A 24104-nucleotide genomic window follows, 5' to 3' on the forward strand; every position below is an offset into this window, starting at 1 on the left:
ATCGCCCGGTGCGCCGCATCTGCCACGGCTCAGATGCGGCGCAATGCAAGCGGATCAGAACGGATCAGCAGGCGCTTCTGATCTGGTATTTTTTCAATAAAACTGCATCTTGCGCATCAGATGGGCCTAGGCCACGATCGCGGCATGTCCCAGGAACCCACGAAACCACCACCGGACCCACCCGGCCTCGACGCGCTGCGCGAGGTGGTGGACAGCGGCCTGCTGCGCTGCGGCGTGCCCGCCCACCTGGGCGGTGCGGGCGACGGGCTGGCCGCGCTGGCGGCCGGCGCGGCCGAACTGGCGCGGCACGACCCGGCCGCAGCCTGGCTGCTGTGGGCCCAGCGCCTGGCCATCGAGGCGCTGCTCCAGTCACCCAACGTCGCCCTGCGCGAGCACTGGCTGGCCGACTTCCTGAGCGGCGAGCGGGCGGCCACCGTGGCCCCTTCGTTCGACGCGCTGTACGCGCACGACACCGGCCGGGGCTGGCTGCTGCGCGGTGAACTCCAACCGGTGCCCAACCTGCAGTGGGCCGGCTTCTCCCTGATCGCGCCGGTGCGCCTGAACGGCCCGGTGGACCACTGGGTGCTGCTGCGCAGCGAGGAAGACGGCCTGTCGGTCGTGCCCGATACTGGCGCACACGGGCCCGGGAAAGCCCTCGCCGGCACGCTGCGCCTCGAACACGTGTTCTTCCGCGAAGACGAATGGCTGTTCGGCCCCGACCTGCCCCAGCGTCTGGCCCCCGTGGCGGCGGCGCTGGCCCCGGGCCTGCCCTGCCCGACCGACTGGAACCGAACCGCCCTGTCCACGCTCTCACCTTCAACGTTCCCCACGACATGACCCTGTTCTCCCGCTTGACCTTGCCACCGCACTGGCGCCCCTCCCTGCTGCTCGCCCTGGCCTGCGTGGGGCTCCCGGCCGCCGCGCAGCCACCCACCTTCGAAGACACCATGGCCCAGCGCATGGTGGCCTGCACGGCCTGCCACGGCAACCAGGGCCGCGCCGCGCCCGATGGCTACTACCCGCGCCTGGCGGGCAAGCCGGCGGGCTACCTCTACAACCAGCTGCTGCATTTCCGCGATGGCCGACGCACCTACCGCCTCATGACGCAGATGGTGGATCCGTTGAGCGACGCCTACCTGCTGGAGATCGCCGAGCACTTCGCCGCCATGGACGTGCCCTACCCCGCGCCGGCCAAGGCGGAAGCCACGCCGCAGGAACTGCAGCGCGGTGAACAACTGGCCCTGCATGGCGATGCCGCGCGCCGCCTGCCCGCCTGCGTCGCCTGCCACGGTGCGGCGCTCACCGGCGTGCAGCCCGCCACGCCCGGCCTGCTGGGGCTGCCGCGCGACTACCTCAACGCGCAGCTCGGCGCCTGGCGCACCGGCCAACGCAAGGCCCACGCACCCGACTGCATGGCCGACATCGCCCAGCGCCTGGACATCCGCGACATCGCGGCCGTGAGTGCCTGGCTCTCCACCCAGCGCCTGCCGGCGAACACCCACGCCGTGTCGCCCGGTGCTGCGCCCCTGCCCCTGCAATGCGGCAGTGCCATGCCGCCCAAGGGAGGCCGCCCATGAGCCGCATCGCCTTGCGCGCGTTCGCCGTGCTGCTGCTGATCGGTGTGGCCGTGGTGGCCTGGCTCGCCTGGCCTGCGCAGCCCATCGCCGTGCCGCCCGCCGCCGTGGCCACCGACCTGCGCGATCCGAACACCATCGAGCGCGGTCGCTACCTCTCGGTGCTGGGCAACTGCCAAGCCTGCCACACCCCTCGCGGCGGCGAGCCGTTCGCCGGCGGTTATGCCCTGCCCACGCCGTTCGGCACCGTGTACGGCAGCAACCTCACCCCCAGCGAGAGTGGCCTGGGCCCCTGGAGCGCCGACGACTTCTGGCGCGCCATGCACCACGGCCAGGGCCCGGACGGCCGCTGGCTCAACCCGGCCTTCCCGTACAACAACACCACCCAGGTCACGCGCGAAGACAGCGACGCGCTCTACGCCTACTTCCGCAGCCTGGCCCCGGTGGACGCGCCGGTGCCGCCGCACGACATCCGCTGGCCCTACAACACGCAGCTCGCGCTCAAGGCCTGGCGCACGCTGTACTTCAAGGCCGGCCCCGAGGAGCCGCCGACCTCGGCCGCGCGCGCACCCGAGATGCTGCGCGGCGCCTACCTCGTCAACGGCCTGGGCCATTGCAGCGCCTGCCATGTGCCGCGCGATGCGCTGGGCGGCCAGAGCGACATGCTCGGCCTCTCCGGCGGGCTGATCCCCATGCAACGCTGGTACGCCCCCTCGCTGCTCGATCCGGCGGAGGCCGGGTTGCAGGACTGGTCCGTCGACGAGATCGTCGCCCTGTTCAAGGACGGCCGCGCCCGCGACGCGCTGGTCTCCGGCCCCATGGCCGAGGTGGTACAGCACAGCACGCAGCATTGGGCTCCGGCCGACCTGCGGGCCATGGCCAGCTACCTCCAGCAGTTGCCCAAGCCACCCGCGTCGCGCAGCGAGAAGCCGCCCGCCGCCGACGGCCGCGCGCTCAGCGTGGGTGGCAAGCGCTACGAGCAGCATTGCGCCCAATGCCACGGCAACCAGGGCGAAGGCATCACCAGCCAAGGCACCACGGCCTACCCGGCCCTGGCCGGCAACCGCGCGGTGACCATGGCCTCCCCCGCCAACCTGGTGCAGATCGTCCTCAACGGCGGCTTCGGTCCGGCCACCGAGGGTCATCCGCGCCCCTTCGGCATGCCCCCGTTCGTGCTGCAGCTCAACGACCAGGAACTGGCCGACGTGCTGACCTATGTGCGCACCCAATGGGGCAACCAGGCACCGCCGGTCAGCGCGCTGGACGTGCAGCAGCTCAGAGGACCGCTTGGCCGCTGAACCCCTCCATGTCGTCAGCCTGTGCGCCCAGTGGTGCGGCACCTGCCGCGACTGGAAACCGGTGATCGACGAGACGGCCAGCAGCCTCCCGCACCTGCGCTGGCGCTGGCTGGACATCGAGGACGAGGCCGCGCTGCTGGGCGACCTCGACGTGGAAACCCTGCCCACGGTGCTGGTGGGCCGGGGCGATCGGGTGCTGTTCTTCGGGCCGGTGCTGCCCCGGGTGGAGCTGCTGACGCGCCTGCTGGAAACCCTGAGTGAGCCGGAACACCCGGCCGCACAGGTCGACGACGAAGTCGCCGAACTCTGGCAGCGGCTGCGCCCGGCCTCCTCCTGACGGCGCGTCAGGCCGCTTCGGCCTCGGCGGCCACCTGGCCGGCTTCGATGGTGATGCGGCGCTCGCAGCGCTGGGCGATGGCGCGGTCGTGCGTCACGAGCACCAGCGTGGTGCCCTGCTCGCGGTTGAGCTCGAACATGAGTTCCATGATCCGGGCGCCGGTGGCGAAATCCAGGCTGCCGGTGGGCTCGTCGGCCAGCAGCACCGAGGGCTGCACCACGAAGGCGCGCGCCAGGGCCACGCGCTGCTGTTCACCGCCCGAGAGCACCTTGGGGTAGCTCGACAGGCGCTCGCCCAGGCCCACCCGCTGCAGCATCTGGGTGGCGGTGGCGCGCGCATCGCGCTGGCCGGCCAGTTCCAGCGGCAGCATCACGTTCTCCAGCGCGGTGAGGTTGCCCAGCAACTGGAAGCTCTGGAACACGAAACCGACCTTCTGCGCGCGCAGCGCGGCACGCTGGTCTTCGTCCAGGGCGAACAAATCGACGCCGTCGATGTGAACTGTGCCGCTGCTGGGCGTGTCCAAACCGGCAACGATCGACAGCAGCGTGCTCTTGCCCGACCCGGACGCGCCCACGATGGCGGCGGTTTCCCCCTTGTTCAGGGTGAAATCGATATCGCGCAGAATCGTCAGGGAGCCGGTGGAGTCGGTCACGGACTTGAACACATGCTGGACCGCAATCATCACATCGGACATGGAAGGACTTCTCAAGTTGAAACGCCGTCACTTTAACGTGCTGGCCAGCGCGCTGTGCGCCCTGGCCGCCGCGGGGTCTTCTGGCTTCACCCATGCTCAGGCCACCGCTTCCGCCGATCCGCTCATCCTCGTGGTGGGAGATTCGCTCAGCGCCGAATACGGCCTCAAGCGCGGCACCGGCTGGGTGGCCCTGCTGGATGAGCGTCTGAAACAGGAAAAAGTTCGCGCCCGTGTGGTCAACGCCAGCATCAGCGGCGACACCACCTCGGGCGGGCGCTCGCGCATCGCCCCCCTGCTCAAGCAGCACCAGCCCGCCCTGGTGGTGATCGAACTGGGCGGCAACGACGCCTTGCGCGGCCTCCCGCTGAACATGACGCGCGACAACATCGCGACCATGGCCCGCCTCGCGCGCGAGGCCGGTGCCAAGGTGCTGCTGCTGGGTATGGAGATGCCGCCCAATTACGGCGCGAAGTACGGGCAGGAATTCCGCGAGGTGTTCACCACCGTCGCCAAGGCCGAAAAGACCGCGCTCGTGCCCTTCTTCCTCAAGGGCGTGGCCGACACCAAAGACCCCACCGCGCTGTTCCAGGCCGACCGCATCCACCCCAACGAATCCGCCCAGGCCACGATGCGCGACAACGTCTGGCCCGAACTGCGCAAGCTGCTCGCCGCCCGATAATCGGGCATGCCTGTCCACATCCTGAGCGCCGCCGAGGCAATGGCCCGCCTCGCCGATTTCGACACCCTCATCGACGCGCGCACCGAAGACGAGTACGCGCTCGACCACGTGCCCGGCGCGGTGAACTGGCCCACGCTGAACAACCAGCAGCGCATCGACATCGGCACGATGTACAAGCAGGTCAACCCCTTCGAGGCCAAGAAGCGCGGCGCGGCCCTGTCGGCGCGCAACATCGCGGCCCACATCGAACGCGAAGTGATCGACAAGCCCAAGGGCTGGAAGCCGCTGACCTACTGCTGGCGCGGCGGCCACCGCAGCGGCGCGCTCGCGACCATCCTGGGCGCCATCGGCTTTCGCGTGACGTTGATCGAAGGCGGCTACAAGGCCTGGCGCGCCGCGCTGGTGGAAGCGCTGCCCGTCCTGGCCCAGGGCCTGTCGTACCGCGTGGTCTGCGGCCCCACCGGCAGCGGCAAGACGCGCCTGCTGCATGCCCTGGCCGCCCAGGGCGCCCAGGTGCTCGACCTCGAGGCCCTGGCCAGCCACCGCAGCTCGGTGCTGGGCCACATCCCCGGCCAGCCGCAACCCAGCCAGAAGCGCTTCGACTCCCTGGTGTGGGCGGCCCTGCGGGGTTTCGACCCGGGCCGGGTGGTGTACGTCGAGAGCGAGAGCAAAAAGGTGGGCAATGTGCGCGTGAACGAAGCGCTGATCGACGCCATGCGCGCCAGCCCCTGCATCGACCTGCGCCTGGGCGACGAGGAGCGGGTGGCCCTGCTGCTGGAGGACTACGACTTCTTCGTGAAGGACCCGGCGGCGTTCTGCGAACGCCTGGAGGCGCTCACGGAACTGCGGGGCAAGCAAGTGGTGTCGGGCTGGACGGGGAAGGTGCGTGCGGGCCACACACCGGAGGTGGTGCTGGAACTGCTCACCGGCCACTACGACCCGATGTACGCCCAGTCGATCGCACGAAATTTCACGCGGTTTGCGCAGGCCCGGCCGCTGGTGCTGCGGGACCGGTCGCCCGACGCCCTGGCGCAGGCGGCGCGGACGCTGATGGCCGACGAGGCCACAGCCACCCACCCGGCCTGAGCGCCCAAGCGCCGGCCGACGTGGGAACCAGCGGGCTCAGTCGGCCGCGCTGTCGCCGCCCGCCGGTGCGTCACCGGGCGCGTCAGGCGATCCGGCACCCGGCTCTTCGGGCGCATCGGTGTCCTGGTGCTGGCGACCAGCGGCCTTGGCTTTGAGCTTTTCCTCTTTCTTTTTCTTCTTGGCGAGCTCGCGCTGGCGCTTTTCGTATCCGTAATTGGGAGTGGCCAAGTCAGTCTTTCAGGTCGGTGGAAAAGGGGGAGGGTCAGGGGTTCAATGCGGTCAAGGCCTGCGCCAGGTCGGCGCGGAGGTCGTGCACGGATTCCAGGCCCACGGCAAAGCGTACCAGACCGCCCGCGTGGGGCCAGCCCTGGCTGCGGCTGGAGCCGATGTCATAAGGCGCGCACAGGCTGATCGGGCCGGCCCAGCTCCAGCCCAGCTTGAACAGGCGCAGGCTGTCGCAGAACGCGTCGATGCGCGCCTGGGAAATGGAGGCGTCGAACACCGCGCTGAACAGACAGGCCGCGGCGGTCGCATCGCGTTGCCAGGTGGCGTGGCCGGGCGAGCCCGGCAGCGCCGGGTGCAGCACCTGCACCACGCCTGCCTGACCCTGCATCCAGGTGGCGAGTTCGCGGGTGCAGGCGTCCTGGGCGTGGTAACGCAGCGCCATGCTGGACAGGCCGCGCAAGACCAATTCGGCGTCGTTCACGCCAATGTTCAACCCCAGGCGCATGTGCGTGAGCAAGACCTGGCGGTGCAGCGCCAGATCGCGCGTGACGACCGAGCCCATGAGCACGTCGGCACCGCCGCTGGGGTACTTGGTGAGGGCCTGCACCGAGATGTCCACGCCCAGATCAAACGGCGCGAAGGCGATGCCGGCGCCCCAGGTGTTGTCGAGCGCGGTGACGACGGGGCGCTGGTCGGCGCCGCGCTGGGCGTTGACCTCGCGCACCCGGGCCACCAGGGCCGGCAGATCGGGAAACTCCAGCGTGACCGAACCGGGCGCCTCCAGCCAGACCAGGCGCGTGGCCGGGCCGATCTTGCGCGCGAGATCGGCCGGGTCCATGGCATCGAAATAGCGGTGCGTGATGCCCCAGGCCGCGAGCTCGACCGAAGCAAAGGACTTGCCCGGTCCGTAGGCGTTGTCGGGAATCAGCACCTCATCGCCCTGGCGCAGCAGGGCCATGTCCACCAGCGACACCGCCGCCAGGCCGCTGGGCGCGAGCACGCAATGCAGACCACCTTCGATGGTGGCGATGCGCTCTTCCAGCGTGAAGGTGGTCGGCGTGCCGTGCAGGCCGTAGGTGTAGCCGCTCTTGTCTTTCCAGTCGGTCGTGCGCAGGGCCTTGACGTTGGGAAAGAACACGGTGGACGCCTTGTACACCCCCGGGGCCACCCCCTCGAAGCCCTCGGGGGGTTTGTAGGGGTGGTGGATCAGGCGGGTGGACAGGTCGTCACTCATGAACGTGTGGCCGCCGGGCCGCCCCAAGGCAACACGCACCCCCTCGGGGGGCAGCGACCCGCGCAGCGGCGGAGCGTGGGGGCCATGGGATTAAAGCTTCCACTTTTCGAGGAGTTGCGCGGGACGCAGGCTGTCGTAGCCCTCGAAAGGCTGGTGGATCCACGGGTTCGTGGGCAGGAACTCCACCGAGTAGTCGGCCGTGAAGGTCGAGAGCTGCTTGGTCCAGATCACGGCGCTGCGCATCTCGGTGATCGGCTTGTAGTTGTTCTTGAGCAGGTCGATGACCGCCTTGAGCGTGTGGCCCGAGTCGGCGAGATCGTCCACCAGCAGCACCTTGCCCGCGATCTCGCCCTTGGGCGTGGTGATGTAGCGCGCGATGTCCAGGTTGCCCTGTTCGGTGCCGGCGGCGGCGCGGTAGGAGCTGGTGGACATGATCGCCAGCGGCTTGTCGAAGATGCGCGAGAGGATGTCGCCCGGTCGCATGCCGCCCCGTGCCAGGCACAGGATGGTGTCGAACTCCCAGCCCGACTGGTAGACCTTGAGCGCGAGCTTCTCGATCAGGTTGTGGTACTCGTCGTAGGAGACGTAGAGGTGTTTGCCGTCTTCGGTCAGCATGCGGGCTCCGGATGGGGATGTCGATGGGAATTTTGCACGAAGGGCCGCACGCGGCCCCCGGTGGTTTCACCCATGGTAGGGGTTGTGCACCAGGATGGTGTGGTCGCGGTCCGGGCTGGTGGAGACGATGTGGATCGGCACCCCGGTGGTCTGCGCGATGCGCGTGAGGTAGCGCTGCGCGTTGACCGGCAGGTCTTCATACCGCGTGGCACCCACCGACGATTCGCTCCATCCGGGCAGCGTTTCGTAGATGGGCTTGCAGCGCGCGATGTCTTCCGCGCTCATCGGCAGGATGTCGATGACTTGGCCATCCAGCTCGTAGCCGGTGCACAGCTGAAGCTCCTTGAGCCCGTCCAGCACGTCGAGCTTGGTGATGCACAGGCCCGAGAGGCCATTGACCTGGGCCGAGCGCTTGAGCAGCGCGGCATCGAACCAGCCACAGCGGCGGCTGCGGCCCGTGGTCACGCCCTTCTCGGCCCCCACGGTGGCCATGTGCCAGCCGGGTGTGCCTTCCTTTTCCCATTCCAGTTCGGTGGGGAACGGGCCACCGCCCACACGGGTGCAATACGCCTTGGTGATGCCCAGCACGTAGTGCAACAGGCCCGGACCCACGCCCGAACCGGCGGCGGCGTTGCCGGCCACGCAGTTGCTGGAGGTGACGAAGGGATAGGTGCCGTGGTCGATGTCGAGCAACGTGCCTTGCGCGCCTTCGAACAGCAGGTTGGCGCCCGCCTGATGCGCTTCGTTGAGTTCGCGCGAGACGTCGGCGATCATGGGCTTGAGCAGTTCGGCCTGCTGCATGGCCTCGGTGTACACCGCGTCGAACTGGATCGCGCCGTCCTTCATGTACGAGGCGATCTTGTCGTCCCAGGCCATGTCGGCGGAATGCAGGTAGGTGGTGAGCACGTGGTTGTGCAGGTCCAGCAACTCGCGCAGCTTGGCCGCGAAACGATCGGGGTACTTCAGGTCCTGCACGCGCAGCGCACGGCGCGCGATCTTGTCTTCGTAGGCCGGCCCGATGCCACGGCCGGTGGTACCGATCTTCTCGGTGCCGGCCTTCACCTTGGCGGCCTCGCGAGCGATGTCGATGGCGGCGTGGAACGGCAGGATCAGCGGACAGCCTTCGCTCACGCGCAGGCGCGAGCGCACCTCGACACCGGCTTTCTCCAGGCCGGCGATCTCCTCGAACAGCTTGCCCACCGAAAGCACCACGCCGTTGCCGATGTAGCACTTCACGCCGGCGCGCATGATGCCGCTGGGGATCAGGTGCAGCGCCGTCTTCACGCCGTTGATGACCAGCGTGTGGCCCGCGTTGTGCCCGCCCTGGAAGCGCACCACGCCCGTGGCGGTCTCGGTCAGCCAGTCGACCAGCTTGCCCTTGCCTTCGTCACCCCACTGGGTGCCCACCACCACGACGTTGCGCCCGGGGGTCACGGCGCTGCTGCTGTTCTTCATTTGCTGGTTTCCGTTTGAAGGGTTTGTACTGTCCAGGCGCCGCGGCGGGCCGCATCGGGCACCAGTTCGCGGTCGCAGTGAAATTCATCGACCTGGTGGTCGTGGCCTGGCAAGGCACACACCACGGTGTGGCCCTGCGCGCGCAGTTCGGCAATGGCCTGGCGCAGGCCGGCGTCCATGCCCCAGGGTGCGCGGATGGCCGCCACCAGGGGGCGCGGCGCCACCGCCGCCACCAGTTCCTTGAGGTCCAGGCTGAAGCCCACTGCGGGGCGGTTGCGGCCGAACACGGCGCCCACCTCGTCGTAGCGGCCGCCCCGTGCCAGTTCGAGCGTCTGCCCTGCCCGGCCTTCCGGCGTGTGGGCAAAGAGCGCGAAACGCATGCCGGTGTAGTAGGCGTAACCGCGGAGGTCGGCCAGGTCGATCGACACGTCCATGCCCTGCGCGTGCGAGGCCAGCCAGCGCAGGCTGTCCAGCGCGGCGTGCAGGGCCGCAGATGGTTGCAGGATGCGCTGCGCCTCGTCGAGCACCGCCACACCACCGAACAGGCGCGGCAGCGCGACCAGATCGCGGCGCACGGCGGCCGGCAGGTCGCGCGCGAGCACCTCGAGTTCGGCCACGTCCTTGGCGTTGAGCGCGGCGTGGATGCGGGCTTCCTGCGCGGCGGTGAGCGACACCGGTGCGAGCACGGCATCGATCACGCGCACGTCGGCCATGTCCAGTTGCAGGCCTTTCACGCCTGCATTGCGCAGGCAGGCCTGCGCGAGTTCGATGATCTCCAGGTCGGCCTCCTGGCCGGCGTGGCCGTAGATCTCGGCCCCGAACTGCAGCGGCTCACGGCTGGCCAGCGGGCGGTCGATGCGGGTGTGCACCACCGGGCCGCAGTAGCTAAGGCGGGCCACGCCCTGGCGGTTGAGCAGGTGGGCGTCGATGCGGGCGACCTGCGGCGTGCTGTCCGCGCGCAAACCCAGGGTGCGGCCGGAGAGCTGATCGACCAGCTTGAAGGTCTGCAGACCGAGGGCTTCACCGGTGCCGGTGAGCAAGGACTCCAGGTGCTCCAGCAGCGGCGGCATGACCAACTCGTAGCCGTAGCCCCGGGCCGTGTCCAGCAAGCCCCTGCGAAGTTCTTCGATGTGACGGGCCTCGGAAGGCAGGACATCGGCAATGTGATCCGGGAGGACCCAGGCAGACATGGATATTTTCAGGCGCTGTTAAAAACGTGATTCTACCGGCCCCCCGGGAGCTACTCCGGCGGGTATCGCTCAGCGCGGGGAGGCGCTGGAAAAGAAGCGCGGGGTCAGGTCAGCGACCACCAGAGCAGCACGCCGCTGCCCAGGCAGATCAGGCCGAAGAAGCGCAACTGCCCGTCGCGCAGGCTCAGCATGTCGGTGAAGACGCGGCGCCACAGCTTGGGCGCCAGCAGGGGCAGCAGCCCCTCGAAGATCAGCACCAGGGCCAGCGCCGGCCAGATCGCGTCGGACATGTCGTGCCCTGGCCTGTCAGCGCTCTAGGCTCATCGGGCCGGCGCCACGTTGCTGCTGCGCATGCCCTTGAAGAAGTCGGACGAAGGGTCGACCACCAGCACATCGGACTTGCTGGCGAAGCTCGACTTGTACGCTTCCAGGCTGCGGTAGAACTGGGCGAATGCCGGATCGCGGCCGAAGGCATCGGAGAACGAGGCCGCGGCCTTGGCGTCGCCCGCACCCTTGATCGCCTGCGCGTCGCGGTAGGCCTCGGAGACGATCACCTCGCGCTGGCGGTCGGCATCGGCGCGGATCTTCTCGCCCTCGGCAAAGCCGGTGGAGCGCAGCTCGTTCGCAACACGCTTGCGTTCGGCTTCCATGCGCTGGTAGACCGAGGCAGTGATGCTCTCGGCGTAATCGACGCGCGTGATGCGCACGTCGACCACGTCCATGCCCCAGGGTTTGTCGGCGCCGCGCACGGCCGCCAGCACTTCACGCTTGACGTCGGCCATGAGCTGCTCGCGCCGGGTCGACAGCAGTTCGTTCACCGTGCGCTTGTTGACTTCCTGCTGGAAGGAGTTGCGCACCACGCGGTTGAGCTGCAGCGCGCCGGCGCGCTCGTTCACGCCGACGTTGCGGATGTACTCCTGCGGCTCGCTGATGCGCCAGCGCACATACCAGTCGATCACCACACGCTGCTTCTCGGCGGTGAGCGTCGGCTCGGTGTCTGTGCTCTCCAGGGTGAGCAGGCGCTTGTCGATGTAGGACACGTTCTGGAACGGCGGCGGCAGCTTGAAGTTCAGGCCAGGTTCGGTGACGACCTGCTTGATCTGACCCAGCTGGAAGACCACGCCGAACTGGCGCTGGTCCACCACGAACAGCATGGAACTGGCGATCGCCAGAACCACGATGAAGGATGTGATGATGAAACCGAGTTTGTTCATGTTGTTTCTCTGGTCGCTGGCGCTGTTCAGCGGCTCTCGCGCTCGCGCGAACGCGCGGCGTTGTCCGTGCTGCGGCTGGTGGGCACCGGGATCGTGCTCTGCGTGGGCGCGCTGGGCTGGGTGCTGCTGCTGCTGGGCGTGGACGCGGGCTGTCCCGTCATCTGCATGATCTTGTCCAGCGGCAGGTACAGCAGGTTGGAGCCCGACTTGGAATCCACCAGCACCTTGGTCACGTTGCTGTAGATCTCCTGCATGGCGTCGGTGTACATGCGTTCGCGGGTCACCTGCGGTGCCTTCTGGTATTCGGTCAACACCGCGCGGAAGCGCTGCGAATCACCCTCGGCCTGCGCCACGATGCGGGCGCGGTAGCCTTCGGCCTCTTCGGTCAGGCGCGAGGCCGCACCACGGGCACGCGGTACCACGTCGTTCGCGTAGGCCTGGGCCTCGTTCTTGGCGCGTTCGCGCTCCTGGCCGGCCTTGAGCACGTCGTCGAACGATGCCTGCACCTGCTCGGGCGGGCGCACCCCGCCCTGCTGCAGGTTGATGCCCACGACCTCGATGCCGACCTTGTAGCGGTCGAGAATGCTCTGCATCAGCGTGCGCACGCGCGGGGCGATCTGATCGCGCTCTTCGGCGAGCGCGGCATCCATCTTCATCTTGCCGACCACCTCACGCACCGCGGTTTCCGCGACCTTCACGACGGCGGCGTCAGGGTCCCGGCTCTCGAACAGGAAGGCGCGGGCGTCGTTCAGGCGGTACTGCACCGCGAACTTGATCTCCACGATGTTTTCGTCTTCGGTGAGCATGGCCGATTCGCGCAGGCCGGTGGCGGGCACGACGTTGTCGCGGCCCACGTCCACCGAGCGGATCTGCGTGACGAACACGGTTTCGTGGCGCTGGATCGGGTACGGCAGGCGCCAGTTGAAGCCGGCGCCCACGGAGCTGTGGTACTTGCCGAACTGGGTGATCACGGCCTGCTGACCTTCCTGCACGATGAAGAAGCCCGTGCCCATCCAGATGAGCAAGGCCACGCCGGCGATGAGACCGAAGCCGATGCCGGTGGCCTTGGGGTTCGGGTTGAAGCCCTGCATGCCGCCGTTGCCGCCGGAACCATTGCCACCACCCTGGTTGCCGCCCCGGCCCTTGTTGCCGAGCAAGCCACCGAGCTTGCGGTTGAAATCGCGCCAGAGTTCGTCCAGGTCCGGCGGGCCCTGGTTCGGGCCTTGGCCGCGCGGGGGTTGGCGCTGCGGATTGCGATCCTCGTCGCGGCCCGGCTCCTGGCCACCGTCGTTGCGGGGCTCGTCGTCACCCCGGCCCCAACGGGGGTCGTTCAGATTGAACATGCCCCACAGCCCTTGCCAACCACGGCGGCGGACAGGGCGGGTCGCTCGATCAGCGCCGCGGGCAGGGGTTTGCAGATTCACATCCATGGGTTGCCAACTCTTTTGTCGATTCAAAACCATCACATTGTGCCCAATCAGGACACGGGTTCGCCGATTTCCGGGAGCGCCCCGGGAAGCATGGGGTCAGACCCCGGCTTTTGCGCGATCACGTGTGCCGCCAACAAGGCCCGCAACTCGGGCAGGCCCACGCCGGTGCGCGCACTGACGAAGATTCGAGGGACCGACTGGCCTTCCAGTTCCATCGCATCGCTCAAAACATTCGGCACCGTGGCTGGGTCCATCGCATCGAGCTTGTTGAACAGCAGGATCTGCGGCACCTGATCGGCGCCGATGTCCTTGAGCACGCCGAGCACCGAGGCGATCTGCTCAGGGTGGGACGGGTTGGAGGCATCGACGACGTGCAGCAGCAGGTCGGCGTCGGCGGCCTCCTGCAGCGTGGCGGCAAAGGCGTCGACCAGGCCGTGCGGCAGGTCGCGGATGAAACCCACGGTGTCCGAGAGCGAGACCGAGCGCCCTGCTTCGCCGAGGTAGAGCTGGCGCGTGGTGGTGTCCAGCGTGGCGAAGAGCTGGTCGGCCGCGTAGGCGCGCGCCTTGACCAGACCGTTGAACAGCGAGGACTTGCCGGCGTTGGTGTAGCCCACGAGCGAGATCGAGAAGGTGTCGCGGCGCTCGCGTTGGCGGCGCTGCGTGGAGCGCTGCTTCTTCACCTTTTCGAGCCGCTCCTTGGTGCGCTTGATGGCCTCGCCGATCATGCGGCGGTCCAGTTCGATCTGCGTTTCACCCGGGCCACCGCGCATGCCGATGCCCCCGCTTTGCCGCTCCAGGTGCGACCAGCGCCGCACCAGGCGCGTCGACAGGTACTGCAGCCGAGCCAGTTCGACCTGCAGCTTGCCTTCGTGGCTGCGCGCCCGCTGGGCAAAGATTTCCAGAATCAACAGGGTGCGGTCATTGACCGGCAGACCCAGGTGGCGCTCCAGGTTGCGCTGCTGCGCCGGACTGAGCGACTGGTCGAACAGCACCTCGGAAGCACCGGTGGATTGCGCCAGCATCTTGATCTCGTCGGCCTTGCCCGAACCCACGAACAAGGCGGGGTCGGGCGCGCGGCGCTTGCAGCTGACGCGCTCGGCCACGGTGTATCCCGCGGTCTGGGCCAGCAGGCCCAATTCCTCAAGGCCGGCGTCGAAATGAGGCACACCAAAGTCCACGCCAACCAGGATGACGGAGGGCGTGGAGGATGGGGTGGAAGCGGGTGAATTCAAGTCGGTAGAGCGACAACGCGCGCGGCGTTGCGGGCCCGGCAGGTCGGCTGCACGGGCCGGATGCGATTCAGGCGCTGAATCAGGACGCTGCCGGCTCGTCCGTGCCGACGGCCGAGAACTGCACCGGACGACCCGGCACGATGGTGGAAATGGCGTGTTTGTAGACCATCTGCGTGACCGTGTTGCGCAGCAACACGACGTATTGGTCGAACGACTCGATCTGACCCTGCAATTTGATGCCGTTGACCAGATAGATCGACACGGGCACATGCTCCCGGCGAAGCTGGTTCAGGAAAGGATCTTGCAAGAGCTGGCCTTTGTTATTGCTCACGATATGCTCCGTGTTCAATGAAAGTTAATGAGGAATGGACCATACCACAGCCGTGCGGCCGGGCCGAGGTTGAGTCGAAATTCCTACTCCTTGAAGGGATTGGCCGAGGTCTTGAACTCGATTCGCAGGGGGGTGCCGACCAGATCGAAGGCCTTGCGGAAGCGCCCTTCGAGGAAGCGCTTGTACGCGTCCGGCACGTTTTCCAGGGAGTTGCCGTGGATCACGATCACCGGGGGATTCATGCCGCCTTGGTGGGCGTAACGCATCTTGGGCCGGAACATGCCGCTGCGGGTCGGCGCCTGGAAGGCCACCGCCTCCATCAGCAGGCGGGTCAGCACCGGGGTTGACATTTTCCGCATGGCGGAAGCGTGGGCCTGGGTGATGGACTTCCAGACCGGGCCCAGGCCCTGGCGCTTCTGGGCGGAAATCAGGTGCAGCGAGGCGAACTTCAGGAAAGCAAGCCGGGTTTCAACCTGGCGCTCGATCTGCTCGCGCTGGTAGGCGTCCACCGCGTCCCACTTGTTGATCGCGAGCACCACGGCGCGGCCGCTCTCCAGGATGTAGCCGGCGATGTGGGCATCCTGGTCGGTCACGCCCTGCGTGGCGTCCAGCAGCAGCAGAACCACGTGGGCGTTTTCGATCGCCTGAAGGGTCTTGACCACCGAGAACTTCTCGATCGCCTCGAACACGCGGCCCTTGCGGCGGATCCCGGCGGTGTCGATCAGTTCGAACTTCTGGCCCGAGCGCTCGAACGGCACGGAAATGGCATCGCGCGTGGTGCCCGGCAGATCGAAGGCCACCAGGCGTTCCTCGCCCAGCCAAGCGTTGATGAGGGTGGACTTGCCCACATTGGGACGGCCCGCCACGGCCAGGCGGATCACCCCGGTCTCGACCTCGGGCTCCTCCTCGTCCTCCGGCGGCAGGCCGGGGATGAGCTCCAAGGCGCCGTCGAGCATGGAGCGAACGCCCTGCCCGTGCGCACCGGACACCGCCATCACCTCACCCAACCCGAGTTCGTAGAACTCGACCAGTTGCAGGCCTTGCGTCATGCCTTCGGCCTTGTTGGCCACCAGCAGCGTGGGCTTGCCCAGGCGGCGCAGGTAGCCTGCGATCTCGTGGTCCTGGGCGCTGATGCCAGCGCGGGCATCGACCACGAAGATCACCACATCGGACTCGGCCACAGCTTGCCGCGTCTGCTTGGCCATCTCTTTGTAGATGCCTTCGCTGGCCTCGGGTTCGAAGCCGCCGGTATCGATGACGATGTACTCACGCCGGCCCTGACGGCCGTTGCCGTAGTGGCGGTCCCGGGTGAGGCCGGCAAAGTCGGCCACGATGGCGTCGCGTGAACTCGTCAGGCGGTTGAACAGGGTGGACTTGCCCACATTGGGCCGGCCCACCAGGGCGATGACGGGTTTCACGGAAAGAGCTTTCGTTCAGGCGGTCACGAACACGGTGTTCGTGGCGGGCATTACTGGGGACGCCAGGCGAACACGCCGCCGTTGCGTGTCTGCACCACCAGCGCATCGCCAGCGAGCACCGGCGGGGCCAGGATGGGCGAGCCGTCGGTGGTCAGGCGGGTCATTTCGCTGCCGTCTTCGCGGGAGATCAGGTGCACGAGGCCACGGCTGTCGGCCACCGCCACCACACGGCCCAGGGCCAGCGGTGCGGTCAGGCCACGGTATTTCAGGCGGTCGATGCTCCAGGCGGGCTCGCCGGTGGCGCGCTGCCAGGCCTGGAAGCGGCCATCGCTCTCGCTGCCGAAAACCAGGCGGTCATCGCCGTGCACACCCGTTGTGCCTTGCGCGGCGCGCGTCCACACCACGGTGCCTCGGCTCGCGTCCACGCAGCCCACGGCGGCCGAATAGGCCCGCGCGCAGACGCTGTTGCGGATGCGGCTGACCGGCCCCACGATGTCGACCAGGCGCTCGACTTCGTTGGTGCCTCGGGACGTGGCCACCGGTGCCTCCCAGCGCACGGATCCGTTGTCGGGGTTGAGACCCGTGAGGCGTCCCGCCAGGCCCACCACCAGGGTATCGCCCACCGCCAGCAGCGCGCCTGTCTGGCTCAGCACCAGCGGTTCTGCGGGACGGCTCTGGCTCCACAGCCGGGCGCCAGTCTTGCCATCGAAAGCCGTGACCACGCGATCGGCCGTGAGAACGAACACCCGCTCGCCCGCCACGAGGGGGGCGGTGAACGAGCGCGCGGGCAGGCGCACGCGCCAGCGCTCGGCCCCATCGGCGATGGCCACCAACTGGTTGTTGCGGGTCACGACGGCAGCGGTCTGGCCATCGGCACCCACCCCGGCGGCGATCGGCGTGCCCAGGTTCAGGCGCCAGACATCCTTGCCGGTGGCGGCATCCAATGCGGCCACGTTGCCCGCACCGCCGGCAACGAAAACGCGTCCGCCCGCCACGAGCGGCGCCAGCGAGGCATGGCCTTCGCCGACCTGGGCCGACCACACGAGCTGGGTGCCCATCAGGGCGGCCACAGCGGGCAACTCGGCCGGCTGCGGCTTCTTCGAACTCGAGCCACAGGCCGACAGCAAGGCGACGGCGACCAGCCCGATGACGGGCAAGGCCCGGCGCCAGGGCGCCATGGATGAACGGGGTGTGCAGGTGAGCATGGATTTCAACGTGCGGTGGAAGACAGGCTGGCGGTGTCCACGCCCAGGGCGGCGAGCTTCACCTCGACCAACCGGCGGTACTCGGTGCGCGCGCCCAGGGCCTGCCAGGCGCTCTGATATTGCGCCTTGGCTTCATCGGCCTTGCCCTGGGCCATGAAGACATCGCCACGGCGGTCGGCCACCAGGGGTTCAAAAGACTTGGGCACGGACGCTTCCAGCGTCTTGAGGGCCTGGTCGAAGGCCTTGCCCTCCACGTCCAGCGCGGCCAGGCGCAAGCGTGCCACGGCCTGGTAGGAAGCGTCGCCGGATTTCTCGACCACCCAGGTCAGTGCGGCACGGGCCTTGTCGACCTGACCGGCTTCGAACAGGGTTTTGCCCGCCAGCAGCGCCGCCTGGCTGGCGAAGGTGGTGCCGCCGAACTGGGCCTGCATGTCGGCCAGGGCGCGCTCCACGCGCTCGTTGTCGCGAGCCAGCACCGCGCGGTCGACTTCGTCGTACAGCGCGGCGGCTTTCACGCCCTGCGTGCGCTGCCAGTAGTTCCAGCCGTTCCAGGCCGCGAACGAACCGAAGACGACGATCAACACCCAGCTGATGAGGTTGCCGTACTGGGCCCAGAAGTGCTTGATCTGATCGATCTGTTCCTGTTCTTCGAGGTCGAGGTGTTTGGCCATGGTGGATGCGGGTCTGGAATTCGTGCGCCGGTTGCGCAACGGGGGATTGTAGGCGGGTGGCCCCAGGCCACCCCGTGCGGACGCGCGAACGTCAATCGCCGCGCAGGCGGCCTGCCCAATCGGCGACGGCGTCGAGGGCCAGCAGGCTTTGCGCAGCTTCCGCGGGCGCGTCGGTGCGCGGGCCGCGCAGGGGCTTGAGCGCCACCGTGCCTTGCTGCATTTCCTGTTCGCCAAAGATGAGCGCAAAGCGCGCGCCGCTGGCATCGGCCTTCTTGAACTGCGACTTCATGCTGCCCATGCCATCGGCACCGGCGGCATGCATCTGCACGTTCACGCCCTGCAGGCGCAGCGCCCGCAGCACCGGCATCACCTGGGGCACGCGGGCCGCGTCCGGCACGATCGCGTAGGCATCGGGCGCGGGCTGCTCGGGCAGGCGGCCCTGCTCTTTCAGCAATTCCAGGATGCGTTCCATGCCCATGGCCCAGCCGACCGCCGGAGCGGCCTTGCCACCGATCTGTTCGAACAGGCCGTCGTACCGGCCGCCCGCGCACACCGTGCCCTGCGAGCCCAGTTGGGTGGTGACGAACTCGAACACCGAAAGGTTGTAGTAGTCCATGCCGCGCACCAGGCGCGGGTTGATGCGGTAGGTGATGCCGTGCGCATCGAGCAGGCCGCGCAGGCGGTTGAAGTGGTCGAGCGACTCGGCACCCAGGTGGTCCATGAGGCGCGGCGCGGCGTTGACCAGGTCCTGCATGGCCGGGTTCTTGGTGTCCAGGATGCGCAAGGGGTTGCTGTGCAGGCGGCGCTTGGCTTCTTCGTCGAGCTGGTCGGCGTGCGCCTCCAGGTAGGCAATCAGGGCCTGGCGATGGGCCAGGCGCTCGGGCGGCTGGCCCAGGCTGTTGATCTCGAGTTCGATGCCCGTGAGGCCAAGCTCAGCCCAGAGATCGCAGGCCAGCACGATGAGCTCGGCATCCACGTCCGGGCCCGCGAAGCCCAGGGCCTCTGCACCGAACTGATGAAACTGCCGATATCGGCCCCGCTGCGGCCGCTCGTGCCGGAACATCGGGCCCATGTAGTACAGGCGCTTGCCACCGTCGTACAGCAGCGAATGCTCCAGCGCGGCGCGCACCACACCGGCGGTGTTCTCGGGGCGCAGCGTGAGCTGCTCGCCGTTGAGCCGGTCTTCGAAGGAGTACATCTCCTTCTCGACGATGTCGGTCACTTCACCCAGTCCCCGCACGAACAGCGCCGTGGGCTCGACGATGGGCGTGCGCAGGTTGCGATAGCCGTAGCGGCGCATCAGCGTGCGAAGGGTGTCTTCGAGCCACTCCCAGTGCGCGGACGCGGGAGGGGCGATGTCGTTCATGCCTTTGACGGCGCTCAGTTTGTCTGCCATGCAATCTCTCGTTCAGCCATGCGCCAGAGGCATCGGGTGGTGCCGATGCTCAGGACGTTGCGCCGAATTTCTTCTCGATGTAGTTTTCAACGACCTGCTGGAACTCGCGCGCGATGCCCTCGCCTCGCAGGGTCATGGCCTTCTGCCCGTCGATGAAGATCGGGGCAGCGGGCGCCTCGCCGGTGCCGGGCAGGCTGATGCCGATGTCGGCGTGCTTGCTTTCACCGGGGCCATTGACGATGCAGCCCATCACGGCCACCTTGAGGTTCTCCACCCCGGGATAGCGCGCGCGCCACAGTGGCATGGAGCTGCGCAGGTAGTCGTCGATCTGCTTGGCCAGTTCCTGGAAGGTGGTGCTGGTGGTGCGGCCACAGCCCGGGCAGGCGGTGACCGACGGCACGAAAGCGCGCATGCCCAGGGCCTGCAGGATCTCCAGCGCGATCACCACCTCCTGCGTGCGCGCTTCGCCGGGCTGCGGCGTGAGCGAGACGCGGATCGTGTCGCCAATGCCTTGCTGCAGCAGCACCGACAGCGCCGCCGCCGAGGCCACGGCGCCCTTGGTGCCCATGCCGGCCTCGGTCAGGCCCAGGTGCAGCGCGTAGTCGCAGCGCTGCGCCAAGGCCTGGTAGACCGCGATGAGGTCCTGCACGCCACTGACCTTGCAGGACAGCACGATGTTGTTGCCATTCAGGCCAATCTCTTCGGCCTTGCGGGCGGATTCGAGCGCCGAGGTGATCAGCGCCTCGTACATCACCTGCCGCGCTTCCCAGGGCACGCTGCGGTTCGCGTTTTCGTCCATCAGGCGCGCGAGCAGGTCCTGGTCCAGGCTGCCCCAGTTCACGCCGATGCGGATGGCCTTGTCGTGGCGCGCCGCGATTTCCACCATCTGCGCGAACTGGCGGTCGCCCTTGTCGCCTCGGCCCACGTTGCCGGGGTTGATGCGGTACTTGGACAGCGCCTCGGCACAGGCCGGGTGGTCGGTCAGCAGGCGGTGGCCGTTGTAGTGGAAGTCCCCGATCAGCGGCACGTTCACGCCCATGCGGTCGAGCTGCTCGCGGATGTAGGGCACGGCCTTGGCGGCCTCGTCGTTGTTGACCGTGATGCGCACCAGCTCGGAGCCGGCCAGCGCCAGCTCCTTGACCTGGATCGCCGTGCCCACGGCATCGGCGGTGTCGGTGTTGGTCATGGACTGCACGCGCACCGGCGCATCGCCGCCCACCGTGACGCGGTGGTCGCCCCAGGCCACCACCCCCTGGCGGGTGCGGCGCGTTCGCGCCGCCGACAGCGGAATCGGTTCACACGACGCGGCGGGGCGCACCAGGGTGTCCATGTTCATTTCACCTCGAATCGGGCGACGTTGTTGCGCGCGTAGCGCGTCACGTCGAACGGCTTGCCACGCACAGTAACCTGAGCGACCTCGGCACGGCCGAGCACCACGGTGTAAGGCGGCGCGCTGGAAAAATCGACGGCGTCACCGGCTTGCAGCACGCGCTGGATGACGACACTGCCCGAGCCATTGACGACCTCCACCCAGGATTCGCCGGTGGCGGCAATGGTGAGCAGGCTGCCCGATGCGGGTGCGGCAGGCGCCGCGGCAGCCGGGGCCGCGGGCGGCACCGCAGCCACGGCCGGAGCAGCCGCAGGCGACGCGGACACCGGTGCGGGGGCCGCCGCAGGCGCCGCGGGTGTCGCGCCTCCCATGGGAGGAGCCACAGGCGCACCTGCCGCAGCGGGTTCCTGAACAGGCTCGGGCTCCACCGCCGCCACCGGTTCCGCCGGTTGCTCCAGCGGCGTGACCACGTTGCCCGCCTCGGCCTGTGCAGGCTCCTGCGCGGACTCTTCCGCGCGCGGCAGGAACACGATCACCAGCGCGCCCAGCAGCAGCACGATCGCAGCCAGCAGCGCGGGGCGCGAGAGCCAGCTCAAGGGGTTGATGGGGGCCGGGTCGTGCGCGGGCTGGAAGGGGGCATTGATCGCATGGCGCGAACCACCCAGTTCAGGGATGCCTCCCTGCGGAATCTGTTCGAGGATCGGCGCCGGATCCACCTTGAGGTGGCGGCATGCGCTGGACGCCAGCGCGCGCGCGAAGGTCAGGTCGGGCAGTTCGCTGTAGCGCCCTGCTTCCAGGGCTTCGAGTTTTTTCACCGGGACCTTGAGGGCTGCGGCGAGCGCCGCAATGTGCAAGCCCGCCGCCTCGCGCGCCGCGCGCAGCAGCACCGGGCGCGAAGCACCCTCCCCGGCCGCCGTGGCGCCCTCGTTGGCATACACCTCATTCATCAAATGCTCTCCGCTGATACGACGCCCACTCACGCGAGTCCGGATAACGCCGGCTCAGTTGCTGGGCCAGTTGGGCCATGGCTTCGGCATTGCCCATGCGGTGCTCCACCTTGATGCCCAGCCACAGGGTTTCGGCATTGGCCAGCTCGCTGTTGTTCAGCCGGCGAATGGTGAACTGCGCCTTCGCGTCCTCGCCGCGGCGGAACTGCAAGGCCGCCAGGTTGTAGGCCGTGATGGGGTTGCCGGGATCGAGCTCGTAGGAGCGCGCCAGACTGCCCTCTGCTTCGTCAAACTGCGCCGCCCGCACCTGGCAGATGCCCTTGACCATCAGGGTCTTGGCCTGGCCGCCGTACACCGGGCTGGCCAGCGCCTGCTGGAACAGCTCGACCGCCTGCGGGTAGCGGCCTTGCTGGCACGCGAACAGGCCGTAGTGGTGCAGCACGTCCGGATCGCGCGGGCTGAGCAGTTGCGCGCGCTTGAAGCTGTCTTCCGCGAGCCGCAGTTCGTTCAGCCGCGCGTACACCAGGCCGCGCAGCGTGTAGGCCGGCGCGTAATTCGGATCAGCGGCCAACGCCAGCTTGATCTCGTCGAGCGCCACCGTGGTCTGGCCCTGCTCGAAGTAGCCCGAAGCCAGCTCCACCCGGATGCGCGCGCGCTTGCGCGCTTCGGGCTCGTCCGACTCGGTGACCGGTTCGGCGCCGGCTGCCACGGCAGCGGCCGTGGTGGCCGGCAGGCCGCGCGTTTGCGCACAGCCGGCCAGCAACACCAGCAGCACACCCAGCCAGAAGCTGGCCACCATGCCACGCGAGCGCGTGCCATGCGCCCCAAAACCGGTGCGGGTCGGATGTGTCATGCCTGCCTTTCCTTTTGAACGAAACGAATGGGGCGCTCGCTGGCATTGCTGCGCCGTTGCGCCAGGCGCTTGGCCGCGTTGGTGCGGTCCAGCACATCACCCGCGAGCTGGCCGCAGGCGGCATCGATGTCGTCCCCACGGGTCTTGCGCACCGTGGTGACCACACCGGCTTCATTGAGCATCTGCCCGAAGCGCTGCACCACCGCGCGCGGCGAGCAGGTCAGCCCCGAGTCCGGGAAAGGGTTGAAAGGAATCAGGTTGATCTTGCACGGCACACCGCGCTCGCCATGCTGCTTGAGCAAGGCCAGCAATTCGCGGGCGTGCTCGGGCTGGTCGTTCACCCCGTCGAGCATGCAGTACTCGAAGGTGATGAAGTCGCGTGGCGCCGCCGGCAGGTAGCGCAGGCAGGCGTCCAGCAGTTCGGCGATGGGGTACTTGCGGTTCAAGGGCACGAGGTCGTCGCGCAGCGGGTCGTTGGGGGCGTGCAGCGACACCGCCAAGGCCACTGGGCAATCCTGCGCCAGGCGATCGATCATCGGCACCACGCCCGAGGTGGACACCGTCACGCGGCGGCGCGACAGGCCGTAGCCATGGTCATCGAGCATGGCGCGCAGCGCCGGCACCAGCGCGTGGTAGTTCTGCAAGGGTTCGCCCATGCCCATCATGACCACGTTCGTGATCACGCGTTCCCCGCGTTTCAGGTGACGGCGAAGAAAATGCTCGGCATGCCACAGCTGGGCCAGGATCTCACCGGTGGTGAGGTTGCGCGAAAAGCCCTGGTGGCCGGTGGAGCAGAAGCGGCAGCCCACGGCGCAACCGGCCTGGGAGGAAATGCACAGCGTGCCGCGGTCTTCCTCGGGGATGAACACGGTTTCCACCGCGTTGCCATCGCCCACATCGAAGAGCCACTTGATGGTGCCGTCGGCCGAGTCCTGGCGCGAGAGCACGGGCAGGTCGGTGATGGTGCAGACGCCGGGCAGCTTGTCGCGCAGGCTGCGCGCCAGGTCCGTCATCTGGGCGAAGTCCGACGCCCCCTTTTGATGGATCCAGCGAAACAGCTGGACGGCGCGAAAGCGCTTCTCGCCCAGCTGCTCGCAAAAGGCGGCCAAACCCTCGAGATCGAAGTCGAGCAGATTGGCCGTCATACCATGATCAACGCGAGTAGACGTTGAGGCCGGCAAAGAAGAATGCCACTTCGGCAGCAGCCGTCTCGGGCGCGTCCGAGCCGTGCACGGCGTTGGCGTCGATGCTGTCGGCGAAGTCGGCGCGGATGGTGCCGGCAGCGGCCTTCTTGGGATCGGTGGCGCCCATCAGGTCGCGGTTCTTGGCGATGGCGCCTTCGCCTTCGAGCGCCTGGATCATCACGGGGCCGGAGATCATGAAGTCGACCAGGTCCTTGAAGAAGGGACGGGCCTTGTGCACGGCGTAGAAGGCTTCGGCTTCGCCGCGCGAGAGGTGGGCCATGCGAGCGGCCACGACCTTCAGGCCAGCGGCTTCAAAGCGGGCGTAAATCTGGCCGATGACGTTCTTGGCGACGGCGTCGGGCTTGATGATCGAGAGGGTGCGTTCGATGGCCATAGGAATCCTGAAGTTTCTTGGTTGAATTTGCCGAAGCCACAAGGCCTCACAAAGCCCACGATTCTACATTGCTCGGGTGTCCGTGCCGTGGAACGTGGGCGTGGGAAGCGCC

The 24104-nt window shown here is 68.0% G+C and carries 26 protein-coding genes; 6 read left to right on the plus strand and 20 right to left on the minus strand.

The window, feature by feature from the left end; translation table 11 throughout:
- The first annotated feature begins 144 nt into the window (after positions 1-144).
- The 4 genes from ABSY19_RS01350 to ABSY19_RS01365 are packed head-to-tail and all read left to right on the plus strand — an operon-like array spanning position 145 to position 3209.
- Positions 145-837, plus strand: coding sequence for an acyl-CoA dehydrogenase family protein (locus tag ABSY19_RS01350; RefSeq protein ID WP_382158393.1), 693 nt, complete (start codon positions 145-147; stop codon positions 835-837).
- Complete coding sequence (locus tag ABSY19_RS01355; RefSeq protein WP_382158395.1) at positions 834-1577, plus strand: c-type cytochrome; 744 nt, start codon at positions 834-836, stop codon at positions 1575-1577. Before ABSY19_RS01350 ends, ABSY19_RS01355 begins: the two co-directional genes overlap by 4 nt.
- Positions 1574-2872, plus strand: coding sequence for a c-type cytochrome (locus tag ABSY19_RS01360; RefSeq protein WP_382158397.1), 1299 nt, complete (start codon positions 1574-1576; stop codon positions 2870-2872). Before ABSY19_RS01355 ends, ABSY19_RS01360 begins: the two co-directional genes overlap by 4 nt.
- Positions 2862-3209, plus strand: coding sequence for a thioredoxin family protein (locus ABSY19_RS01365; RefSeq protein WP_382158399.1), 348 nt, complete (start codon positions 2862-2864; stop codon positions 3207-3209). The genes ABSY19_RS01360 and ABSY19_RS01365 overlap by 11 nt, the downstream gene beginning before the upstream one ends.
- 7 nt (positions 3210-3216) lie before the next feature.
- Here ABSY19_RS01365 and ABSY19_RS01370 read toward each other — a convergent pair whose 3' ends face one another.
- Entirely contained in the window at positions 3217-3903 is a 687-nt protein-coding gene (locus ABSY19_RS01370; RefSeq protein ID WP_291113326.1) for an ABC transporter ATP-binding protein, read from the minus strand.
- Between ABSY19_RS01370 and ABSY19_RS01375 the strand changes: the two genes are divergently transcribed.
- Positions 3902-4582: an arylesterase gene (locus ABSY19_RS01375; protein WP_382158401.1), complete on the plus strand. Its 681-nt coding sequence runs from the start codon at positions 3902-3904 to the stop codon at positions 4580-4582. The two genes, ABSY19_RS01370 and ABSY19_RS01375, sit on opposite strands and share 2 nt — an antisense overlap.
- Positions 4583-4588: 6 nt before the next feature.
- Positions 4589-5668 carry a tRNA 2-selenouridine(34) synthase MnmH gene (mnmH, locus tag ABSY19_RS01380; protein ID WP_382158403.1) on the plus strand — a complete coding sequence of 360 codons (1080 nt, stop codon included), beginning with the start codon at positions 4589-4591 and terminating at the stop codon, positions 5666-5668.
- Between the two features lie 36 nt (positions 5669-5704).
- Here mnmH and ABSY19_RS01385 read toward each other — a convergent pair whose 3' ends face one another.
- The 19 genes from ABSY19_RS01385 to ndk form a co-directional block, all read right to left on the minus strand.
- Positions 5705-5896: a hypothetical protein gene (locus ABSY19_RS01385; protein ID WP_382158405.1), complete on the minus strand. Its 192-nt coding sequence runs from the start codon at positions 5894-5896 to the stop codon at positions 5705-5707.
- A 34-nt stretch (positions 5897-5930) separates the two neighbouring features.
- Positions 5931-7127 carry a PLP-dependent transferase gene (locus tag ABSY19_RS01390; RefSeq protein WP_382158407.1) on the minus strand — a complete coding sequence of 399 codons (1197 nt, stop codon included), beginning with the start codon at positions 7125-7127 and terminating at the stop codon, positions 5931-5933.
- Positions 7128-7217: 90 nt separating this feature from the next.
- Positions 7218-7742 (minus strand): phosphoribosyltransferase, encoded by a 525-nt coding sequence (locus ABSY19_RS01395; protein WP_291113316.1) that lies wholly within the window; start codon positions 7740-7742, stop codon positions 7218-7220.
- A 66-nt stretch (positions 7743-7808) separates the two neighbouring features.
- Positions 7809-9197, minus strand: coding sequence for an adenylosuccinate synthase (locus ABSY19_RS01400; RefSeq protein ID WP_382158409.1), 1389 nt, complete (start codon positions 9195-9197; stop codon positions 7809-7811).
- On the minus strand, positions 9194-10387 hold the full coding sequence (locus tag ABSY19_RS01405) for an ATP phosphoribosyltransferase regulatory subunit (RefSeq protein ID WP_382158411.1): 1194 nt from the start codon (positions 10385-10387) through the stop codon (positions 9194-9196). Before ABSY19_RS01405 ends, ABSY19_RS01400 begins: the two co-directional genes overlap by 4 nt.
- Before the next feature lie 104 nt (positions 10388-10491).
- Positions 10492-10677, minus strand: a complete 186-nt coding sequence (locus ABSY19_RS01410) for a DUF2065 domain-containing protein (protein WP_382158413.1) — start codon at positions 10675-10677, stop codon at positions 10492-10494.
- A gap of 30 nt (positions 10678-10707) precedes the next feature.
- On the minus strand, positions 10708-11601 hold the full coding sequence (gene hflC / locus ABSY19_RS01415; RefSeq protein WP_291113308.1) for a protease modulator HflC: 894 nt from the start codon (positions 11599-11601) through the stop codon (positions 10708-10710).
- A gap of 26 nt (positions 11602-11627) precedes the next feature.
- Positions 11628-12944 carry an FtsH protease activity modulator HflK gene (hflK, locus tag ABSY19_RS01420; RefSeq protein ID WP_382158415.1) on the minus strand — a complete coding sequence of 439 codons (1317 nt, stop codon included), beginning with the start codon at positions 12942-12944 and terminating at the stop codon, positions 11628-11630.
- Between the two features lie 134 nt (positions 12945-13078).
- Positions 13079-14263 carry a GTPase HflX gene (gene hflX / locus ABSY19_RS01425; RefSeq protein WP_382158417.1) on the minus strand — a complete coding sequence of 395 codons (1185 nt, stop codon included), beginning with the start codon at positions 14261-14263 and terminating at the stop codon, positions 13079-13081.
- Between the two features lie 79 nt (positions 14264-14342).
- Positions 14343-14612, minus strand: coding sequence for an RNA chaperone Hfq (gene hfq / locus ABSY19_RS01430; protein WP_084360358.1), 270 nt, complete (start codon positions 14610-14612; stop codon positions 14343-14345).
- Positions 14613-14677: 65 nt separating this feature from the next.
- Positions 14678-16012: a ribosome biogenesis GTPase Der gene (gene der, locus ABSY19_RS01435; RefSeq protein WP_291113300.1), complete on the minus strand. Its 1335-nt coding sequence runs from the start codon at positions 16010-16012 to the stop codon at positions 14678-14680.
- A gap of 50 nt (positions 16013-16062) precedes the next feature.
- On the minus strand, positions 16063-17217 hold the full coding sequence (gene bamB / locus ABSY19_RS01440; RefSeq protein ID WP_382158419.1) for an outer membrane protein assembly factor BamB: 1155 nt from the start codon (positions 17215-17217) through the stop codon (positions 16063-16065).
- A gap of 5 nt (positions 17218-17222) precedes the next feature.
- Positions 17223-17888: a tetratricopeptide repeat protein gene (locus ABSY19_RS01445; protein WP_291113297.1), complete on the minus strand. Its 666-nt coding sequence runs from the start codon at positions 17886-17888 to the stop codon at positions 17223-17225.
- A 91-nt stretch (positions 17889-17979) separates the two neighbouring features.
- The gene (gene hisS / locus ABSY19_RS01450; protein WP_382158421.1) at positions 17980-19284 is read right to left on the minus strand and encodes a histidine--tRNA ligase; all 1305 of its coding nucleotides are present in this window, start codon (positions 19282-19284) and stop codon (positions 17980-17982) included.
- A gap of 49 nt (positions 19285-19333) precedes the next feature.
- Positions 19334-20614: a flavodoxin-dependent (E)-4-hydroxy-3-methylbut-2-enyl-diphosphate synthase gene (ispG, locus tag ABSY19_RS01455; protein ID WP_382163996.1), complete on the minus strand. Its 1281-nt coding sequence runs from the start codon at positions 20612-20614 to the stop codon at positions 19334-19336.
- Positions 20615-20616: 2 nt separating this feature from the next.
- Positions 20617-21561 (minus strand): helix-turn-helix domain-containing protein, encoded by a 945-nt coding sequence (locus ABSY19_RS01460; RefSeq protein WP_382158423.1) that lies wholly within the window; start codon positions 21559-21561, stop codon positions 20617-20619.
- On the minus strand, positions 21554-22414 hold the full coding sequence (gene pilW, locus ABSY19_RS01465) for a type IV pilus biogenesis/stability protein PilW (RefSeq protein WP_382158425.1): 861 nt from the start codon (positions 22412-22414) through the stop codon (positions 21554-21556). The genes ABSY19_RS01460 and pilW overlap by 8 nt, the downstream gene beginning before the upstream one ends.
- A complete protein-coding gene (gene rlmN / locus ABSY19_RS01470) occupies positions 22411-23559 on the minus strand; it encodes a 23S rRNA (adenine(2503)-C(2))-methyltransferase RlmN (RefSeq protein WP_382158427.1) in 1149 nt (382 codons plus the stop codon). Before rlmN ends, pilW begins: the two co-directional genes overlap by 4 nt.
- Before the next feature lie 7 nt (positions 23560-23566).
- Complete coding sequence (gene ndk, locus ABSY19_RS01475) at positions 23567-23992, minus strand: nucleoside-diphosphate kinase (RefSeq protein WP_086123506.1); 426 nt, start codon at positions 23990-23992, stop codon at positions 23567-23569.
- Positions 23993-24104 lie beyond the last annotated feature (112 nt).

Origin of the sequence: Hydrogenophaga sp. ANAO-22 (assembly GCF_042466645.1) — a bacterium.
Taxonomy (GTDB): Bacteria; Pseudomonadota; Gammaproteobacteria; order Burkholderiales; family Burkholderiaceae_C; genus Hydrogenophaga.

Coding starts and splice junctions, on each gene's coding strand:
- ispG (WP_382163996.1), bottom strand. CDS start 20,614: ATGGACACCCTGGTGCGCCCCGCCGCGTCGTGTGAACCGATTCCGCTG.
- hflK (WP_382158415.1), bottom strand. CDS start 12,944: ATGTTCAATCTGAACGACCCCCGTTGGGGCCGGGGTGACGACGAGCCC.
- ndk (WP_086123506.1), bottom strand. CDS start 23,992: ATGGCCATCGAACGCACCCTCTCGATCATCAAGCCCGACGCCGTCGCC.
- rlmN (WP_382158427.1), bottom strand. CDS start 23,559: ATGACGGCCAATCTGCTCGACTTCGATCTCGAGGGTTTGGCCGCCTTT.
- ABSY19_RS01395 (WP_291113316.1), bottom strand. CDS start 7,742: ATGCTGACCGAAGACGGCAAACACCTCTACGTCTCCTACGACGAGTAC.
- ABSY19_RS01410 (WP_382158413.1), bottom strand. CDS start 10,677: ATGTCCGACGCGATCTGGCCGGCGCTGGCCCTGGTGCTGATCTTCGAG.
- ABSY19_RS01445 (WP_291113297.1), bottom strand. CDS start 17,888: ATGGCCAAACACCTCGACCTCGAAGAACAGGAACAGATCGATCAGATC.
- ABSY19_RS01370 (WP_291113326.1), bottom strand. CDS start 3,903: ATGTCCGATGTGATGATTGCGGTCCAGCATGTGTTCAAGTCCGTGACC.
- ABSY19_RS01375 (WP_382158401.1), top strand. CDS start 3,902: ATGGAAGGACTTCTCAAGTTGAAACGCCGTCACTTTAACGTGCTGGCC.
- ABSY19_RS01350 (WP_382158393.1), top strand. CDS start 145: ATGTCCCAGGAACCCACGAAACCACCACCGGACCCACCCGGCCTCGAC.
- ABSY19_RS01405 (WP_382158411.1), bottom strand. CDS start 10,387: ATGTCTGCCTGGGTCCTCCCGGATCACATTGCCGATGTCCTGCCTTCC.
- ABSY19_RS01390 (WP_382158407.1), bottom strand. CDS start 7,127: ATGAGTGACGACCTGTCCACCCGCCTGATCCACCACCCCTACAAACCC.
- ABSY19_RS01360 (WP_382158397.1), top strand. CDS start 1,574: ATGAGCCGCATCGCCTTGCGCGCGTTCGCCGTGCTGCTGCTGATCGGT.
- ABSY19_RS01400 (WP_382158409.1), bottom strand. CDS start 9,197: ATGAAGAACAGCAGCAGCGCCGTGACCCCCGGGCGCAACGTCGTGGTG.
- ABSY19_RS01460 (WP_382158423.1), bottom strand. CDS start 21,561: ATGAATGAGGTGTATGCCAACGAGGGCGCCACGGCGGCCGGGGAGGGT.
- hflC (WP_291113308.1), bottom strand. CDS start 11,601: ATGAACAAACTCGGTTTCATCATCACATCCTTCATCGTGGTTCTGGCG.
- pilW (WP_382158425.1), bottom strand. CDS start 22,414: ATGACACATCCGACCCGCACCGGTTTTGGGGCGCATGGCACGCGCTCG.
- mnmH (WP_382158403.1), top strand. CDS start 4,589: ATGCCTGTCCACATCCTGAGCGCCGCCGAGGCAATGGCCCGCCTCGCC.
- ABSY19_RS01355 (WP_382158395.1), top strand. CDS start 834: ATGACCCTGTTCTCCCGCTTGACCTTGCCACCGCACTGGCGCCCCTCC.
- hisS (WP_382158421.1), bottom strand. CDS start 19,284: ATGGCAGACAAACTGAGCGCCGTCAAAGGCATGAACGACATCGCCCCT.
- bamB (WP_382158419.1), bottom strand. CDS start 17,217: ATGCTCACCTGCACACCCCGTTCATCCATGGCGCCCTGGCGCCGGGCC.